Origin of the sequence: Pseudomonas sp. Marseille-Q0931 (assembly GCF_940789645.1) — a bacterium.
Taxonomy (GTDB): domain Bacteria; phylum Pseudomonadota; class Gammaproteobacteria; order Pseudomonadales; family Pseudomonadaceae; genus Aquipseudomonas.
This window is the reverse complement of record NZ_CALNWT010000018.1, coordinates 1-16,438: the sequence shown is the minus strand read 5'-3', so window position 1 is coordinate 16,438 and position 16,438 is coordinate 1. Positions and strand designations below refer to the sequence as shown.

Here is a 16,438-nt window from a genome sequence, read left to right as displayed (position 1 = left end):
AATCTCAACAAAGCATTCAGAGCGCGAAGCGCTCCTTCAAACGTTCCACCGTCCACCGCCATTTCGGCGTGGTGGGGCGGCAGATGGTGTTCTGGTTGCCGAACAGGCCGACCTCCTTCACCGCCTCGTGCAGCGGCAGGCTGTGCAGCCATTGCACAGGCACGAAGTATTCGCAGCGCTCGGGGTCGTCGACGAACTCGCGGTGGTAGTCCGCCTGCAGCAGCTCTAGCGCCGGGCGTTCCTCGCCGTTGTGCAGCAGGCAGAAGTCCCTGGCCGGGGTGGCGTGGCCGGTGACCTTGGCCACACCCACATAGCCGGCGCCGGGCACGTTGACCCACACACGGTCGCCGGGGGCGAGCATTTTCAGGCTGTTGCTGTACCAACTGCCGCCACCGCCGCAGATGAAGCCGAAGTGCCGTGCCTCGGCCCAGTCGCGCGTGCTGCTGTGGCCAAAGGAGCCATAGAACTCGCCATTCCACGGCTCGCTTGGCGTGCCCGGCTTGGCGGCGCTGCTGGCCTGCGGCGCCTCGGCCGGGTCGAGCAGCCAGGCGCGGCTGATCAGTTGCTGCTCGCCCAGTTGGAACACCTGGAAGCACAGCACGTTAATGGCGATGTCGCGCTCGCTCAGGTAACCGACGATACGCTCGCTGCTGGCATCCAGCTCGGCGGCGACGATGACGATCTGATGGCTCTGGTTCAGCGCCTCGGCCTCCAGTGGCGCGCCGAAGCGCGCCTGAAAGTCCGCCGCCAGGTCGGCACCGGGTTTGAAGCGCTGGTAGATGGCCTCGATATCGTTGGCCTGCAGGCGCTCGACCCACACCGCATAGTCCAGCGCCTGCGCCACGACTTCACGCGGGGTACGCTCGCGCTTGAGTTCGATCAGCACCAGCGAGGCATCCGGCGCCAGCGCCAGCAGGTCGATACGCCCGCCCTGGCCGGTACTTTCCTGGCAGCCGATCAGCAGCCAGTCCTCGGACAGCAGCGCCGGGGCGCTGACGATCATGTCTTCAAGAAACTGCTCGCTGGCCAGCACGGCATTTTTCAGCAGCGCGGGTTGTGCGCCGACTGTCCAGATCTGGGTACGAATGGGCATCCCTGCACTCCTGTTGCTTAGGCCACGGCCTGCTCGACTAGGGCATTGGCCAGTTGCTCGTGCATCTGACGGGCCTGGTTGAGGCGGGATTTGAGTTGGTCGCACAGGGCTATTACCTGATCAACTTTGGCGACGATGCGGTGTTGTTCGGCGAGTGGCGGTAGAGGTGTCGAAGCACTGCGAATCAGTCCGACGTTCAACGTAGGTTGTGCGAGAGTTCGCGTGTCCCCCAAAAACTGCCTGCGCATTAGATCGCTTTGTAGAAGCCATAAAATGTAGCTTTTAGAGACATAGTTGCAGGGAACAATGCGGCAAATAGCTCTAGCTATATTGGCTCCTGCCCACGTATCGGGCGCGATACCTAGCTTGCCGACACTTCCCACAACGCCCATGAGAATTTCTCCACCCCTAATTCGAGTTCGCTCAAACTGGCTATCTACTTCAGGACTGATTGATTTCTCGGGTTTCGCGGGAGGAGCCACAAGATCTAAGTCGGCAATACGAACAAAAGGGATGCCATCGACTACATCGGGGCCAGGAACCAGAACGCCATATGCGATTGGATATTCTGGGCTTATAAGGTCGTCGAATGCTGCCCACACCCAAGTGGCCGGTAACCCAATACCGTCAACCCCTTTAACAGCTAAGCCTGTTTTAGCACTGCTTTTTTTTGCCTTCTTACCTGCAATTAGCTCTTCGCTGCTCTCAGCAATCCGTCCAAGCAACTCACTGGCTGGCTCATCGCTAGGATCTTGCGCCACCAGTTTGCCCATCACTGCCAGTTGCAGCAGGGTTTGCTTGAGGGCGTCGATGCTGGATTCGGTGGTGAACAGGGTCTGGAAGTATTCGGCCAGGCGCTGCCAGCTTTGCGCAAAGTCTCCGGCATCGCGAGCCTGGGTCAGGCGGTCCAGCAGTGCCTGCACCAGTTGGGCGTGAGCGCTGTCGGCATCGGCCTGCCGGGCTTCCAGTCGGTCGCACAGGGCCATCAACTCATCGACCTTGGCGACGATGCGGTGTTGTTCGGCGAGGGGCGGCAGTGGAAACGGATTTGCCTCAACAAAGTCTTTAGGCAATCGTTTCTGGCCTGCTGTCCCTGTCATCTTGGTTTCGCCAACAAGCAAGAACTGCGGCGATTTCAGATAGGCCAGCACATAGCGAGGTTCAAGAGTTCCGCTGACAGGGCGAACAATATGCAGCTCGGTCGTACCCGCGCCCAAACCATTCAAGAGGTTAGAAAATACGCATGCTTTGCTGTTTTCAAAGCATGGTGTGATCTTCGCCACACCAATATCGCCTTCGGCAAAATGCGTGAAGCCTTGTTTCACCTCACCCCAGAGGCGAGGCTCTTGCTCATGCTGAGCATCGAAGCCTGTGCCAATAAAAGTCATAGGCACAAACGAGACTTCAAGTGAGTCTGCTGCAGCATTTCGGGGGTTAACAAATGCCACTTGCGCTAATGAACTCCACTTCCAACCAGCTGGCAATTCAAACGGTTCTGCCTCCTTGCCAGACTCCGCCAGCGGCTTCTGCTTCCTAACTTTCCCCTCAGAGACCAGTCGGGTCTTTTCCTCGGCAATCCGCTTAAGCAGCTCACTGGCCGGCTCATCATTCGGATCTTGCGGCACCAGCTTGCCGCGCACCGCCAGCTCCAGAATCAGCTCACGCAGCTTCTTGATGCCATTGGGCGCGCCCGCCAGTAGCGGCAGATTGTCGGTGAGCAGCGCCGTCATACTTGGCGCTCCAGGGCTTCGGCCAGCACCGCTTTAAGCTGGTCGCGCAGATCGCCGATCTCGCCTTGCAGAGCCGCGTAGTTACGCAGCAGCTCGTCCGGGTCGTGGCTGACCTGCTCGCCTACATGCGGGTTCTTGCAGTCGAGGTTCCAGTTGCGTGCCTTGAGCTCGTCCAGGCTGACCTTCCAGGCGAATTCGTTCTCCACCCGCGCGGCAAAGCCGTCGGCCTCGCTGCCCCACCAGGCCTCCTCTACCGCGAACTCCTCGATGCGCATGGGCTTGGTCTTGGAGTAGTTCTTAACGCCTGCCGGGTACTGGTGCTCGTAGAACCACACCTCTTTGGTCGGCGTGCCCTTGGTGAAGAACAGCAGGTTGGTCTTGATGCCGGTGTAGGGGTTGAACACGCCATTGGGCAGGCGAACGATGGTGTGCAGGTTGCACTCGGTCAGCAGCTTTTCCTTGATGCGGCTCTTGATGCCTTCACCAAAGAGGAAGCCGTCGGGCAGGACCACGGCGGCGCGGCCACCGTCCTTGAGCAGGTGCATGATCAGCACCAGGAACAGGTCGGCGGTCTCGCGGGTACGGAAGGCGGCGGGAAAATTGGTTTCGATGCCATCTTCTTCCATCCCACCGAACGGCGGGTTGGCGACGATGCAGTCGACCCGCTCGCCCGGCCCCCAGCTAATAAGAGGACGGCTAAGGGTGTTGTCGTGCTTGATCTGGCTGGGCACTTCGATGCCATGCAGGATCATATTGGTGGTGGCCAGTAGGTGCGGCAGCGGCTTTTTCTCCACGCCGAAGATGCTGGCCTGCAGAGCTCGCTCGTCCTCGGCGGTTTTCACATAGCGGCTGCGCTTGTGCTCGATGGTGCAGGTGAGGAAGCCACCGGTGCCGCAGGCCGGATCCATGATCTTCTCGTGCAGCTTGGGGTCGACCATGCGCACCATGAACTCGGTGACCGGGCGCGGGGTGTAGAACTCGCCGGCGTTGCCGGCATTCTGCAGGTCACGCAGCAGCTGCTCGTACATGTCGCCGAAGGCGTGACGTTCCTGCGCCTTGTTGAAATCCACGCCCTCCTGGATCTTGTTGATCACCTGGCGGATAAGCTGGCCGGACTTCATGTAGTTGTAGGCATCCTCGAATACACCACGCACCACGTAGGCGGCTGGAGTGGTGCTGTATTCGTGGAGATTTTGCAGCTGCGGGAACAGGTTGTTGTCAATGAAGGCTTTCAGCTCATCGCCGGTGATACCTTCCGGGTCGGCGGCCCAGGTGCGCCAGCGGCAGCTTTCCGGAATCGGCGAGCGATAGGCGTCATCCAGCAGTTCCCACTCCTGCTCGCGGTCATCGAATATTTTGAGGAACAACATCCACACGAGCTGGCCGATGCGCTGGGCATCGCCGTCAACGCCGACGTCCTTGCGCATGATGTCCTGGATGGATTTGATGGTACTGCTGATGGACATGCTTACTTCCTAAACAGGTGTTCACGATGCCAGGCCAGGTAAGCACGGTGACGCGGCTCGATCTGGCGCAGGCGAAGTTCGGGGGTGATGTTGAGCGCACGGGCGCTGTCAGGGTCGAGATCCTCACCTATCAGAATCTGCCCCTGGTCGTCGAAACTGATCAGGCCCTGGTCGAAGGCAAGATCGAGGTTGGGTGTGAGCAGCAGGCCGTTGAACGGATCGAGCCGCTCGGCCGGGCTGGCGGCGCGCCAGGGTTTGATATGTGAGGCGCGCAGCAGCGCCGGTACGCTGCAATCGGTCACCGCACAACCACCCCAGTAGGCCAACAGATCATCGCGATAACCACTCTGACCGATGCGGGCCTTGATCAGGGCGTCACGCTCAGTGTCGGTTAATGCCTGGTCTTGCAAGCCACAGTCATTCGGCAAGGACTCGTTGGAATTGCGGGGCTCCTGAGTCGCGGTATCTGACGCCTTACTCAGGAGATGCGCCAATAACTGCTCCAGGGCAGCGATACGCCGAAAGCCAAGATCCAAGCCATAGGCGATATCCGTAGCCCCACCATTGCGGCGCTTGGGAAAGCCCCGCAGGTTGCTGTTGTGGTAGTAACGCCCATCGCTGCGCTCAACACCGCTGATGGCTAGCAGCTCAGGTAGCTGGCTTTCGTAATCCGGATGCAACACCAACGGTGTCTTTGGCCGAGCTTGAGCGCTGGTGCTTTGCTTGATGAATAACGGCTGAGGCAGCAACGGATGTTCCATACGCAGCACTTTCAGGCCAGATTGCACTGGCCGAGAGAACCCCTGGCGCTCCAGCGTCATCATCAGTTGCTGAATTGTCAGCGAGTCACCGCCCACATCTGTGGTCGTACCTTCGTTCCGATGCATGGGCTCGCTCTCGGCCCAACCCAGTTGCTGCAGCGCCTCGACGAGCTCGGGGTACATATGAGCTCGGCTGTGAGACGTACCTGGATCGTCATCAAAACTGGCAAGGACGTACACCAGAAAGCTCGGACGCGGGACGCCCAGGGCATCAGCCAACTTTCCGGCCAAAAGGCCGTACTGCAAATTTGCAGCGCTGTAACCCGGGAACCCCACCAAAGCAGCGAGCTCGGACATGGTGATTGCGTGGCCCGGAGCCTGGGCATGCCCGATGAGCATGCGCCGCTGCTTCTCAGTGATTGCGGGCGCCAAACTCTGCAATGCCTGCCGGTATTCGTCAGTGCTTACCGGCCTGATAGCTCGGGCAGGCGTAACCGTCGGTGGGCTGTCCATGGCAGAGGCCAAGAAAGTACGCCACTGCCCCTTGTCCTTAAGCTCCATACTCGGTCCTTAAAACACACGGGTAAGCCGGCCGCCTATCAGGATGCATAGAGCTCACTCTCCAACTCCTGAATCGCCTGCTGATAACCAGGCTTACCGCCAAACGCCCTGACCAACTCAACCGGCGCACCGATCTGGCTGAATGGATCGAGCTGGAGAATCTTGATGTCTTCAATATGCTCGATGCCGGTGTCGGCGTATTTGTCCAACAAGGCCTCCAGCACCTGGCGGGCGGCGCCTGAGTATTTAGCGAAATAGTTGCGTTTTTTCACCTGCTCGGCCCGCTCCCTGCGAGTCAGCGGCGGCTGGTCGAAGGCGATATGGCAGATCAGGTCGAAAGGATCGAGCGGCTGGCCGCGCTTGGCCTGTACTTCCTCGTCCAGGGCTTCCCACATCACACCTTGGGCGGCGAGCTCGTCGATGATAGCCTTCTTCTGCTCGGCATCCGTCCAACGACGCAGGAAGTCATCCAGCGAGGCGAACTGCTTTTTCACGCAGCTGCGGGTGTAGTCGCGCAGCGATTCGGTGATCAGCTTGCCGTCCGGGCCGTAGTACTGCACGCGCTCTGCAATGACGTGGATCGGCACGTTGTCGATCACGTACTTGATGCGCTTTTTGCCCTCTTCGCCGCCATCGGTTTCGTCGCCTTCGGGCAGCCAATCGCCACCGTCGACAATGCCTTCCTCGTCCGCCAGAGGGCTATCTGGCGGCACAGGCGAGTCATCGCCTTCGGGACTGTAAATCACCACGGGTTCGCCATCGAATGCAGGATCGGCGAACAGCTCGGTGGCTTTCTTGAAGTCCATGATGGTGAACCAGAACTTGCCGTAGTCCTCGTTGATGCGCGTGCCGCGACCGATGATCTGCTTGAACTCGGTCATCGACTTGATGTGCTGGTCGAGCACCACGAGCTTGCAGGTCTGGGCATCGACGCCGGTGGTCATCAGCTTGCTGGTGGTGGCGATGACCGGATAGCGCGCTTCCGGGTTGATGAAGTTGTCCAGCTCGGCCTTGCCTTCCTGGTCATCGCCGGTGATGCGCATGACGTACTTGCGATTCTCGGCGATGCGCTCAGGATTGAGGTTGACCAGGGCCTGGCGCATGCGCTCGGCGTGGTTGATGTCATCGCAGAAGATGATGGTCTTCTGGTACGGGTCGGTGGCCTTGAGGAACTCGGTGACCTTCTGCGCCACCATTTGGGTACGCGCTTCGATGACCAAATGGCGGTCCATATCCTTGAGGTCGTAGATGCGGTCTTCGATCAGCTCGCCGTTCTTGTCGAGCATGCCCTTGGGCGGGCGCCAACCTTGCAGGTCTTTGTCGAAGTCGATGCGCACCACTTTATAGGGGGCGAGGAAGCCGTCCTCGATGCCTTGCTTCAAGGTGTAGCTGTACACCGGCTCACCGAAATAGGTGATGCTGGAAACGTCCTTGGTTTCCTTGGGCGTGGCTGTCAGGCCGACGTGAGTGGCGCTGGAAAAGTATTCGAGGATCTCGCGCCAGGCAGAGTCTTCCGCAGCGCTACCACGGTGGCATTCGTCGATCACCACCAGATCAAAGAAGTCCGGGGAGAACTGCTTGTAGACGTTCTTTTCTTCCTCGGAGCCAGTCACCGCCTGGTACAGCGACAAGTAGATCTCGTAGGACTTCTCGATCTGGCGCTTGGCGATCTTGGTCATCGCCTGGCCGAAGGGCTTGAAGTCGTTGTTCTTGGTCTGGTCGACCAGAATGTTGCGATCAGCAAGGAAGAGGATGCGTTTCTTCTGCTTCGACTTCCACAGCCGCCAGATGATCTGAAACGCGGTGTAGGTCTTGCCGGTGCCGGTGGCCATCACCAGCAGAACGCGATCCTGACCACGCGCTACGGCCTCAACCGTGCGGTTGATGGCATTCATCTGGTAGTAGCGCGGCATGCGCCCGGAGCCGTCGTCGTAGTAAGGCGCCTCGATCTTTTGCCGAGCGGCGCCATCCAGGCCTTTCCATTGGCAATACCGCTGCCAGAGCTCGTCCGGGCTGGGAAACTGGTCGAGCCCTAGCTCGGTTTCGACCTGCGCGCCGGTGCCGCTGCGGTCATGGAAGAGGAAGCCATCGCCATTGCTGGAAAACACGAACGGCACGTCGAGCGCCTCGGCATAACCGAGGGCCTGTTGCATGCCGGAGCCGAGCGAGTGCTTGTTATCCTTCGCCTCAATCACGGCAATGGGCAGATTCTGCTGGTGATAGAGGATGTAGTCAGCTCGACGTGACTCGCCACGGCTGTGCATTTTGCCGCGCACGATAATGCGTCCCTTGGTGAAGCTGACTTCCTCACGTACCTGCTTATGCAAATCCCAGCCAGCATTACCAATGGCAGGGGAAATGAATTTGCTGCAGATATCACGCTCGGAAAGCGATTTCTTGTCCATGCTCCGGCCTTAAACGAAACCAATGCGCATGCTCAAATCATGAGCATCAGGTGATCGAACCAGATGGCAGTGATAGACGTCGGAGGACTTCAAAACGTATGCAACCGTTATAAATGACCTTCCTTGAGGTACTTCGGCCTGCCCTGGTGCGATGCCCGTCACAATATCCATCTGCCACTACCGGGTAAAGATTAAAAGCAATATGCCAACCACCGAGCTGACTCACATCAGCAGCTGAAATGCTCAGTTCCCCTAATGCAATCTGTCGCGCAGGCACCCTTACGGGAAATGCTCCTGTAGATCACATCTGCAGGCTGTTCCTTCACGCGAGGTTCCGTTTCGGCAAGATGGCACAACGCATCCGCCATGTTTCAACTTACTGGAACCACGGCTCATGCCAGGCTCTCCAGCCATGGGCGAACGATCACCTTGCGCTCATCCAGACTGAGTGTGGCCACCCCGTCTTTTACCAATGCCTTCCTGTCCCCCGTATGTGGGTTGGTAACGTAAGTGCCGATGCTCGGTAGCGTATTCGGGTTTGCACTCCAACGCAGGTTGAATGCCGCCAGCCTGGGAAACCAGAACTGACTGGCGTATGGCAGGTTGTCGTGAATCCACCAGGCCAGCGGCGTCCAGTCCTTGCGCTCCTCATACCAGGACAGCAATGCCGGCACCACGATGCAGGCAGTCGCGCCCAGATTCCCTTCAGGGTCCGGATAATCCCATATGTGCTCCGCGTAGTTTTTTTCGTTGGCGGCACAGCTGTACTGGTTGTTGTTCTCGGCCCCTTTGGCATTGACTGCCGGAGCCCTGTAAGCCGAGCGAATGACGATCCGCCCAAAGCGCTCCTGAAGTGGCTCCAACAGCTGTTCGCAAAGCCCTCGCCCGGCTTCGATGGCGCGATCCGGATAATCCGGAATGTTGGGGATGCCCTCGATCTGGCTGATTTCCGAGTAGAGGAAATCCCGCATGAAAAAGTGCTTGGATAGCCGGACGCGCCCCAGCTCTTCTAGGGCCTGTACCGATGCTGGCTTATTCATCCTGATGTGCTCCGCTGCGACTCAATATCCATTGCTTCCGGTAAATCAACGCTACCTGTAAATCATCAGCTGTCGTGCCGCATCTGCATAGCTTGCCCCTGAGCAAACTCAAGCTGACGCTTCAACTGCTCGACATGCGCCCTTTCGGCTCGCAGGCCGGCCGTCAGCTCACGTATTTCGTCCTCTTGCTGATGCACCCGCATCTGAAGGTACTCCAGCTTGGTCTGTGAGGCATGCAAGTTGGCACGTGCTTCGCGCTGCTTAAGAATCTGCCAGTACAGCGCAGCTCCGGCACCTTGGACAATTACTAAGCAAACACCTACGACGAGCCACGACACCCCAAGTCCAAACACGCCTCGCTCTCCCTTGCTGGCCCGCCATGTTACGGCGAGCTTGAATGACAGCGCCACGATATGTAGCTTTAAACGACGTATCTAGAGTGTTTGCCCGTACAGGTAAAGTTTTCGTGCAGATGGAGAGACCATGAAACGCAAACAGGAAATCGAGTCCGTACGCTGGGATCTGGCGCTGCGCTATCGCCTGATCGAGGCGGTGGTGTGGTGGGAAGGACGTTTAACCACCGGGCACCTGATGCAGAGCTTCGGTATCAGCCGGCAGCAAGCATCGAAGGACATCAATTCCTACATCACCGACTACGCGCCGAAGAACCTGGAATACGACAAGCATCTGAAGGGGTATGTGCCGAGCAGCCACTTCAGACCGCTGTTTATAGATGACAGTGCCAGCGCCTATTTGCACCTGCTCAACCAGAACCATGACCGTGCACCACACATCGAAGGACTGGCATTGGCCTATGCGCACACCGAGGTGCTGCTGGTGCCGGATCGCACGGTGCGTCCGGAGCTGCTGCGCCCGCTTCTGCGCACCTGCCGCGAAGGGCTGCGGCTGGAATGTGAGTACGTGTCTTTCACAACTCCGGACGGTGAAACGCGCCTGATCGCCCCCCACACACTGATCTACACAGGTATGCGCTGGCATGTGCGGGCGTATTGCGAGAAGAACAGGGATTACCGCGACTTCGTGCTCAGCCGCTTTCGCGGTGTGCCGGAGTTGATGGACGACGAGACCGAAAACACTCGCGAACAAGATCTGGGGTGGAGCACGCGGGTGCAAGTCATCATCGAACCGGACTCACGCCTGAAACCCGAGCAGCGAGCCATCATCGAAACCGACTACGGCATGCAGGAGGGACGCCTAGTAATCGAGACCCGTGGCGCGCTGGTGCAGTATGTGCTGCAGCGCTATCAAATCGACACGACCAAGGTGCACACAAAGCCGACAGCGCAGCAGATTGTGGTGGTGAATTTGGATGAGTTGCAGGGGTGGCTTTATCACTGAGCTCAAGGTTTAACCAATATAAGATCGCTTTCATCGACACCATCACGAAGGTACAGCTCTGGCGTGGACTCTTCTGAAATACCTTCTAACATCAACGCGGTCTTGGCTTGCTTGAAAGCAGCCGGAATTGAACAGCCAAATCCAATAGCCGAATAAAATTGCGCTGAAAATACGCGGGCCGCTTCGTCACCAATTGACTGATTCATGCCAATAGCCGAGTCCACATATTGCGTACATGCTGCCGCCTGGTTGAATGAGTGGCACGTATTAAAGAAGACCAACCGAACCGAGTCGTAAAGTTCGAAGGTGGCGACAATGCTCGCCATCGAAACCAGCTTAGCGTCGCCGTTTCGGTCTTGAAGAACGAGCTCATCCTGATCGCTGCCATGCCCACTAAAATGCACAATCGTGGGCTTGAGCTCGTTCATGTACTGCAGGATTTCTGCAGGACGCAGAGCCCATCTCGACTCAAGCTTAACCGCATCACGATGATCTGAAAGTCGAATTTTTTGGTGAATCTCTCGAACTTCTTCATCCAACAATAACCTGCGATCAGAGGCTGTCGCTGGATCGGTCGCGAAGAACGCAACCTTAATCTCTTCGGGCAACGCAGCCAACTTATCAATCCGTGCTGCAGCCTGCCGATGTAGAGAATCATGCGTTTTCAAGCTGGATTCAACCTCTCGGAATTGCCTTGTCTGTGCCTCCTGCAACTTTTGCTGCTCCGCATTTCTTTTCTTCAGCACCTTCGCCTCTTCGTTTTCTAAACGCTGCTCAGCTGTCGCTAGTTTTTTCTGCTCCGCAGCAATTTTCTTCTCCAACTTTGCAACTTCAACCAAATGCTTAGATTGCAAATCAGCGTGTCGGCTTGCTTCTTTAAGCTTGGAAGCAGCTGTGGATAACTGCTTCGTTTTGCTGGCAGCAACTCCAGCGGCATGAGACTTCTTCCCCGCTTCAGCCGCCTTCTGGGACTCCCTAGCCTTAAGACTCGCTAGCTTTGCCAAGGCATCACGAACGCTGGCAACCTGACGACGATACGTATCAACACTCATAAGCCCCTCCAACTCTCAAAAACAGCATGGCAGTTAAACGTACCCAGCAGATAACATATGCGCCCAAAGACCTAGCGGCCAACACTAAAAAAGCAAGAACTGTTGACGTGAGCTCGCAAGTTAACATAACAAAGTATCACTCCAGCTTGCCGCCATAAGCTAGCCAAGCCAAAACCAGCATAAGAATCAGAATAACTATCAGCGCAAGTTGCTCAGCCTGCGAATTCAAAGCAATCATAGTGAGGCTCTTCATTTTGCTTAGAGATAACCATAGGCCTCACCAACCTAGAAGACGATATGTAAACTTTTATCCTGTAAACATTCTGCACATACCCCATGTCAGGGTGCACAGCCATGCCCACGGGGCGTGCCACTGCTCAACGTACTCTCGCTGAAATCCGAAACTACGCCACAGCAGGTTGCCATCCTGAAACCCTCGGGCTAGAGTGCGCCCGTCGTGGTAAGTCCCGCGACCGGGAGTCGAAACCCGCTTTGTCTGAGGGCGCGGCAGCATTCATAGCTGCGTAGCAGGTACCTTGTACCCAGCTACTGCATTTCTATGGCGGGCCGAGCGGGGCAGGCTTTTGCCTGGCCGGTTCCCTCGGACGCCGGTATTTCGACCCCCGTACGGTTCGCCACCATTACCGAGTCGAAACGGTGTTGGTGGTTCCTCTCACTGTCCGAGGAGCATAAGGAATGCGCTACCCCTTTTTTACCCGAGAGCTCCGCCTTGGGCTTCAGGTCTTGCCGTTCACCTCTGATCCGGAGGTGCGCCATGGCTGAGTTCGAATCCTGCGTTGTACCTTTTCCGCTGCAGCGAAGCCCGCTGCATGAATCCGAACGTTCTCCCCTACCCTCTGAAGCTGCAGCTGAATTGCGTGGCGTCATGCTCGGTAATCTGCTCGATCAACTGGCTGAACCTGACGGTTTGCAGCCGGCAGATCTGCGTGTGCGTATCGCGGCTTATTCAGCGCTGGCTCTTCTCGATGAGATGGTCGTGCTCTATCGCCGCGCACTCTCTGACGCTCGAGGAGGTGCCAGATGAGCAAGGGTGTGATGACCTACCTTCCGCCTCACGACGGCCATCCAGGTATGGAGATCACCTGGGCTGCCGATTGCAGAGAGGCATTCGACCAGGGCGTGAAGCTGGCGCAGACCTGGCTCGATAACGCCCGCAGTGGATGGCTCTGGGCAGTGATGATCGCGGAGCGCGATCTGCTGCCCTGCGCTATTGAAAGGCGAGCTTTTGAGGTGGGTTTCCTGAGTCGTATCCACCAGCGTATGTGCTCGCATCTTCGCTACGGTGAGCAGGCCGAGATCTATGCCGCGGGTGATTGTTTTGGCCACAGAAAGACCCTGACGCCCACAGGAGCGAGCTGTCAGGGCTGACCTGAGCCATGGCAAATGCCAATAAGTGGTCTGTTAAAACAGACCAGGAAGGAAGGTTCTGAGCTAACGGAGTGCAGGGGCAGCGTACTGACTGTTTGCACTTCGTTAGCCCAGAGACCGGAGAATATTTCGGTAGCGGCCATCTGCCAAACGTTTTGATGGGGCACTGGTTATAAAGTGGCGACCAGCCTCGTTCCTTTCTCGTTGTTGGTGCAGGTCACATCCGCAGTTCTACTGCTCGCCCACAACGCGTCGTTGTGTCTGTCGCTGGGCTGACAGAGCCTGCGCGCTGCGCTTGCTGGTGGCGCCTGTGAGATCGGTGGAATGACGGTCTTGCTGTTTCCTCTCACTCTATCACGGCGTTCTCGCCGTCAAGGGCTGCATGCGCTTCGCGCGCTTGCGGCGGGGCCGGCTATCGCCCCCTGACTGCTGTGCTGCGCCGTGCTGGGCCGGTTCCGGGCAATTCCGCCCGAGCAACTGGAGCATGATCATGTCGCAGCTTTCTCTCGCCTTTGACGCTTCTCTGATGATTCGCGACGAGCAAGGTCGCTATCTGCCTGCCACTGCAGAACAGATCCTGGACGCTGCTCGCAAGGTGATCGATCAGAAGGTCCAGCGAGGCGCAGCCTTCACGTCTTCGGAGCTGGTCAAGGAGTACTTGATCGCGAAGCTGGGTGGCTTTGAGCACGAGGTTTTTGCAGCACTGTTTCTGGATGCCAAGCATCGCTTGATCCAGTACGTCGAGATGTTCCGCGGCACCATCGACAGTGCATCGGTGTACCCGCGCGAGGTGGTCAAGGAAGCGCTGCGCCTGAATGCGGCAGCAGCAATCTTTGCGCACGACCATCCAAGCGGAAACCCAGAGCCAAGCCAGGCTGACAAGGTGCTCACAAAACGTTTGAAAGAAGCCTTGGCGCTGGTCGATGTCCGTTCGTTGGATCACGTCATAGTGGCAGGCCAACGCACCGTATCTTTCGCTGAGCTTGGGTTGCTATGAATCAAGGGGGCTGAGCCCCCTTTTTTGCTGCGCCCTTTCAGGCGTGCGCAGCGTGTAATGCATAGCGCAGCACCATGCCAGCATGCCCAGCATGCAATGTCTTCGCAACACACCGGCGGCAATGACCTACCTGTCGACTCATTGCAGTAATGTCGTCATGGCTGGCCGTCAACATGATTCATTTCCGAATGCTCTGGCGCCTGCCTGGCCGGCATCAGGAAGTGATCGATGCGGATCGCCACATCGGCGGTCTGGAACTGCCGCGCGGCCACTTCGATGCGTTGCTCGGCGCGCGTCACCCGACCGTGATGGCGCAGGTGCTCGAGCCAGGACTCGTCGAAGAAGAACTCCTGCCAGTGCCGCGGGTTCTCGCTGTTCTGCACCAAGCCCCAGGAAAACGCACCGTTGCGCCGGCGCATGCGCGCCACTTCGCCCATCGCCTGGCGGAAAGCGGCGGCATGCTCGACGGCGATGTCGTAGTGCAGGGTGACCATCACCGGGCCGCGCTCGGCATCGGCCTCGTCAGCCAGAATCGGCGCCGGCCAGTGCAGTGAGGGCGCCAGGTCTTCGCTTTCGGTGACCGGCAGCGGGAATCTGGCGCTCAGCAGCAAGCCCAGTACCAGGCAGCCCGCAGCGGCGAACAAGGCGACCGAAATCGACGCATGACTGGCGACGAAGCCCCACAGCGCGCCGCCGGCGGCCATGCTGCCGAAGAACACCAGGATGTACACCGACAGCGCCCGCGCCCGCACCCAGTCCGGCACCGACGTCTGCGCGGCGACCTGCAGGCTGGACAGCACGGCGATCCACGCCGCGCCGCTGAGCAGCATCACCGGCAGCAGGGCAGCGAAGTGGCGCACGCTGGCCAGGGCCAGAAGCACCAGCGCATAGAGCAGGCTGGCCAGCAGCACCAGACGGTCGCTGCTGATGCGCTCGCGAATGCGCGGCAACAGGGTGGCGCCGAGTACCGCACCGACGCCGACGCTGCCGAGCATCAGGCCGAAGTCGCTGGCGCTGCCCTGCAGCTCGCCGCGCACGATCAGCGGCAGCAGCGACATGCCGGCGCTGGCACCGACGAAGAACGCCGCCGCGCGCACCAGCACCGCCTGCAGCGGCTTGGAGGCGCGGCTGTAGCGCCAGCCGGCGCGCATCGCGCTCAGCAGACGCTCGGCCGGGAAGGTCGCGACCTCGCGCTCACGCTTCCAGGTCAGCAACACCGCCATCACCGCAAAGGACGACAGGCCATTGAGGGCGAAGGTCGCCCACGGGCCACTGAGGCTAACCAGCACCCCGGCGATGGCCGGGCCAAGCGCACGGGCGACGTTGATGCCGAGGCTGGACAGGGCGATGGCCGAAGGAAGATCACGCTTGTCTACCAACTCCGGCGTCAGCGCCGACCAGGCCGGCATCATCAGCGCGGTGCCAACGCCCATGGCCAGGGTCATGCCCAGCAGCAACCAGACACTGGTCAGCCCGAGCAGGGTCAGCGTCGCCAGGGTCGTGGCCACGGCCGCCATCCACAGTTGCACGCCGAGCAGGTAGCGGCGCTTGTCGACAATATCGGCCATGGCCCCGGCCGGCAGCGCCAGGAGGAACATCGGCGCGGAACCGGCGACCTGCACCAGCGCGACGTGCATCGGGTTGGCCGACAGGCTGGTCATCAGCCAGCCGGCACCGACCTCGTGCATCCAGGTGCCGATGTTGGAGGCGATGCTGGCCAGCCACAGCCAGCGGAAAGTGCGGTGGTTGAGGGCGCCCCAGGGCGACGGTTTGGCGGTGGTCATGTCAGAACGCGAAGCAGGAGCAGCCGAACGCCCCCCAGAAGCCTTGGTGATCGCTGACCGGCACATTGCTGCGGCGGGCGCGGTCATGCTGGTGCTGATGCACGGCGCAGGAGCCGATGCACTGGTGGATGCTCGCGCTCAGCGGCGCGGCATTCGGGCTCCAATGGCCGGGCACCAGGGCCACCGGCGACCAGTCCGGCATCACCGGCACGGTCGGCGGCGCCAGCTTGTCGAACTCGCTGGCGGCGTGCACCACCTTGCCGCCGACCACGGTGAGCACCGATTCCAGCCACTTGATCTGCTCTTCCTCGACGCTGAAGAAGTCCGCGCTCAGTGCCACCAGGTCGGCGAGCTGGCCAACCTTGATCTGGCCTTTCTTGCCCTGCTCGCTGGAGAACCAGGCGCTGCCGTGGGTGAACAGCTGCAGCGCGGTGGCGCGTGGCAGGCCCTGCGGGTAGAGCGTGGTGCCGCCGACGGTCTTGCCGCTGACCAGCCAGCACAGCGCGGTCCAGGGGTTGTAGCTGGCCACACGGGTGGCGTCGGTGCCGGCGCCGACCGGCACGCCCTCGGCGAGCATGCGCTGGATCGGCGGCGTGGCTTCGGCCGCCTTGGCGCCGTAGCGGTCGATGAAGTACTCGCCCTGGAACGCCATGCGGTGCTGGATGGCGATGCCACCGCCGAGGGCACGCACCCGCTCGATGTTGCGCGGGCTGATGGTCTCGGCGTGGTCGAACAGCCAGGGCAGGCCATTGAAGGGGATGTCGCGGTCGACCTTCTCGAACACGTCGAGCATGCGCGAGA

At 59.4% G+C, this 16,438-nt stretch carries 14 protein-coding genes; 4 read left to right on the top strand and 10 right to left on the bottom strand.

Translation table 11 applies throughout. From position 1 onward, the window contains the following. Window positions 1-16: 16 nt before the first annotated feature. The 7 genes from P3C50_RS22255 to P3C50_RS22225 form a co-directional block, all read right to left on the bottom strand. Window positions 17-1,093 carry a nuclease gene (locus P3C50_RS22255; protein ID WP_275547626.1) on the bottom strand — a complete coding sequence of 359 codons (1,077 nt, stop codon included), beginning with the start codon at window positions 1,091-1,093 and terminating at the stop codon, window positions 17-19. Between the two features lie 17 nt (window positions 1,094-1,110). Further along, window positions 1,111-2,823, bottom strand: a complete 1,713-nt coding sequence (locus P3C50_RS22250) for a restriction endonuclease subunit S (RefSeq protein ID WP_275547625.1) — start codon at window positions 2,821-2,823, stop codon at window positions 1,111-1,113. Then, window positions 2,820-4,289 carry an HsdM family class I SAM-dependent methyltransferase gene (locus P3C50_RS22245; protein ID WP_275547624.1) on the bottom strand — a complete coding sequence of 490 codons (1,470 nt, stop codon included), beginning with the start codon at window positions 4,287-4,289 and terminating at the stop codon, window positions 2,820-2,822. Before P3C50_RS22245 ends, P3C50_RS22250 begins: the two co-directional genes overlap by 4 nt. A 2-nt stretch (window positions 4,290-4,291) precedes the next feature. Beyond that, on the bottom strand, window positions 4,292-5,611 hold the full coding sequence (locus tag P3C50_RS22240; protein WP_275547623.1) for an HNH endonuclease: 1,320 nt from the start codon (window positions 5,609-5,611) through the stop codon (window positions 4,292-4,294). Window positions 5,612-5,649: 38 nt separating this feature from the next. Next, the gene (locus P3C50_RS22235) at window positions 5,650-8,016 is read right to left on the bottom strand and encodes an EcoAI/FtnUII family type I restriction enzme subunit R (protein WP_275547622.1); all 2,367 of its coding nucleotides are present in this window, start codon (window positions 8,014-8,016) and stop codon (window positions 5,650-5,652) included. A 392-nt stretch (window positions 8,017-8,408) separates the two neighbouring features. Next, window positions 8,409-9,056: a peptidase M15 gene (locus tag P3C50_RS22230; RefSeq protein ID WP_275547621.1), complete on the bottom strand. Its 648-nt coding sequence runs from the start codon at window positions 9,054-9,056 to the stop codon at window positions 8,409-8,411. A gap of 65 nt (window positions 9,057-9,121) precedes the next feature. Further along, window positions 9,122-9,409 carry a hypothetical protein gene (locus P3C50_RS22225; protein WP_017676546.1) on the bottom strand — a complete coding sequence of 96 codons (288 nt, stop codon included), beginning with the start codon at window positions 9,407-9,409 and terminating at the stop codon, window positions 9,122-9,124. 130 nt (window positions 9,410-9,539) lie between these two features. Between P3C50_RS22225 and P3C50_RS22220 the strand changes: the two genes are divergently transcribed. Then, entirely contained in the window at window positions 9,540-10,415 is an 876-nt protein-coding gene (locus P3C50_RS22220) for a WYL domain-containing protein (RefSeq protein ID WP_275547620.1), read from the top strand. 2 nt (window positions 10,416-10,417) lie between these two features. Here the strand turns inward: P3C50_RS22220 and P3C50_RS22215 are convergent, their stop codons facing one another. Beyond that, window positions 10,418-11,467: a hypothetical protein gene (locus P3C50_RS22215; RefSeq protein WP_017676545.1), complete on the bottom strand. Its 1,050-nt coding sequence runs from the start codon at window positions 11,465-11,467 to the stop codon at window positions 10,418-10,420. A gap of 775 nt (window positions 11,468-12,242) precedes the next feature. Here P3C50_RS22215 and P3C50_RS22210 point away from each other — a divergent pair. The 3 genes from P3C50_RS22210 (at window position 12,243) to radC (ending at window position 13,853) form a co-directional block, all read left to right on the top strand. Beyond that, a complete protein-coding gene (locus P3C50_RS22210) occupies window positions 12,243-12,512 on the top strand; it encodes a hypothetical protein (RefSeq protein ID WP_017676542.1) in 270 nt (89 codons plus the stop codon). After that, complete coding sequence (locus tag P3C50_RS22205) at window positions 12,509-12,856, top strand: LasR-specific antiactivator QslA (protein ID WP_275547619.1); 348 nt, start codon at window positions 12,509-12,511, stop codon at window positions 12,854-12,856. The genes P3C50_RS22210 and P3C50_RS22205 overlap by 4 nt, the downstream gene beginning before the upstream one ends. Before the next feature lie 490 nt (window positions 12,857-13,346). Next, entirely contained in the window at window positions 13,347-13,853 is a 507-nt protein-coding gene (gene radC / locus P3C50_RS22200) for a RadC family protein (protein WP_275547618.1), read from the top strand. A 155-nt stretch (window positions 13,854-14,008) separates the two neighbouring features. Here radC and P3C50_RS22195 read toward each other — a convergent pair whose 3' ends face one another. Continuing rightward, window positions 14,009-15,637: an MFS transporter gene (locus tag P3C50_RS22195; RefSeq protein WP_275547617.1), complete on the bottom strand. Its 1,629-nt coding sequence runs from the start codon at window positions 15,635-15,637 to the stop codon at window positions 14,009-14,011. Between the two features lies 1 nt (window position 15,638). Further along, window positions 15,639-16,438, bottom strand: an 800-nt coding sequence (locus P3C50_RS22190) for an amidohydrolase family protein (protein WP_275547616.1), incomplete at its 5' end; no start/stop codon positions are given.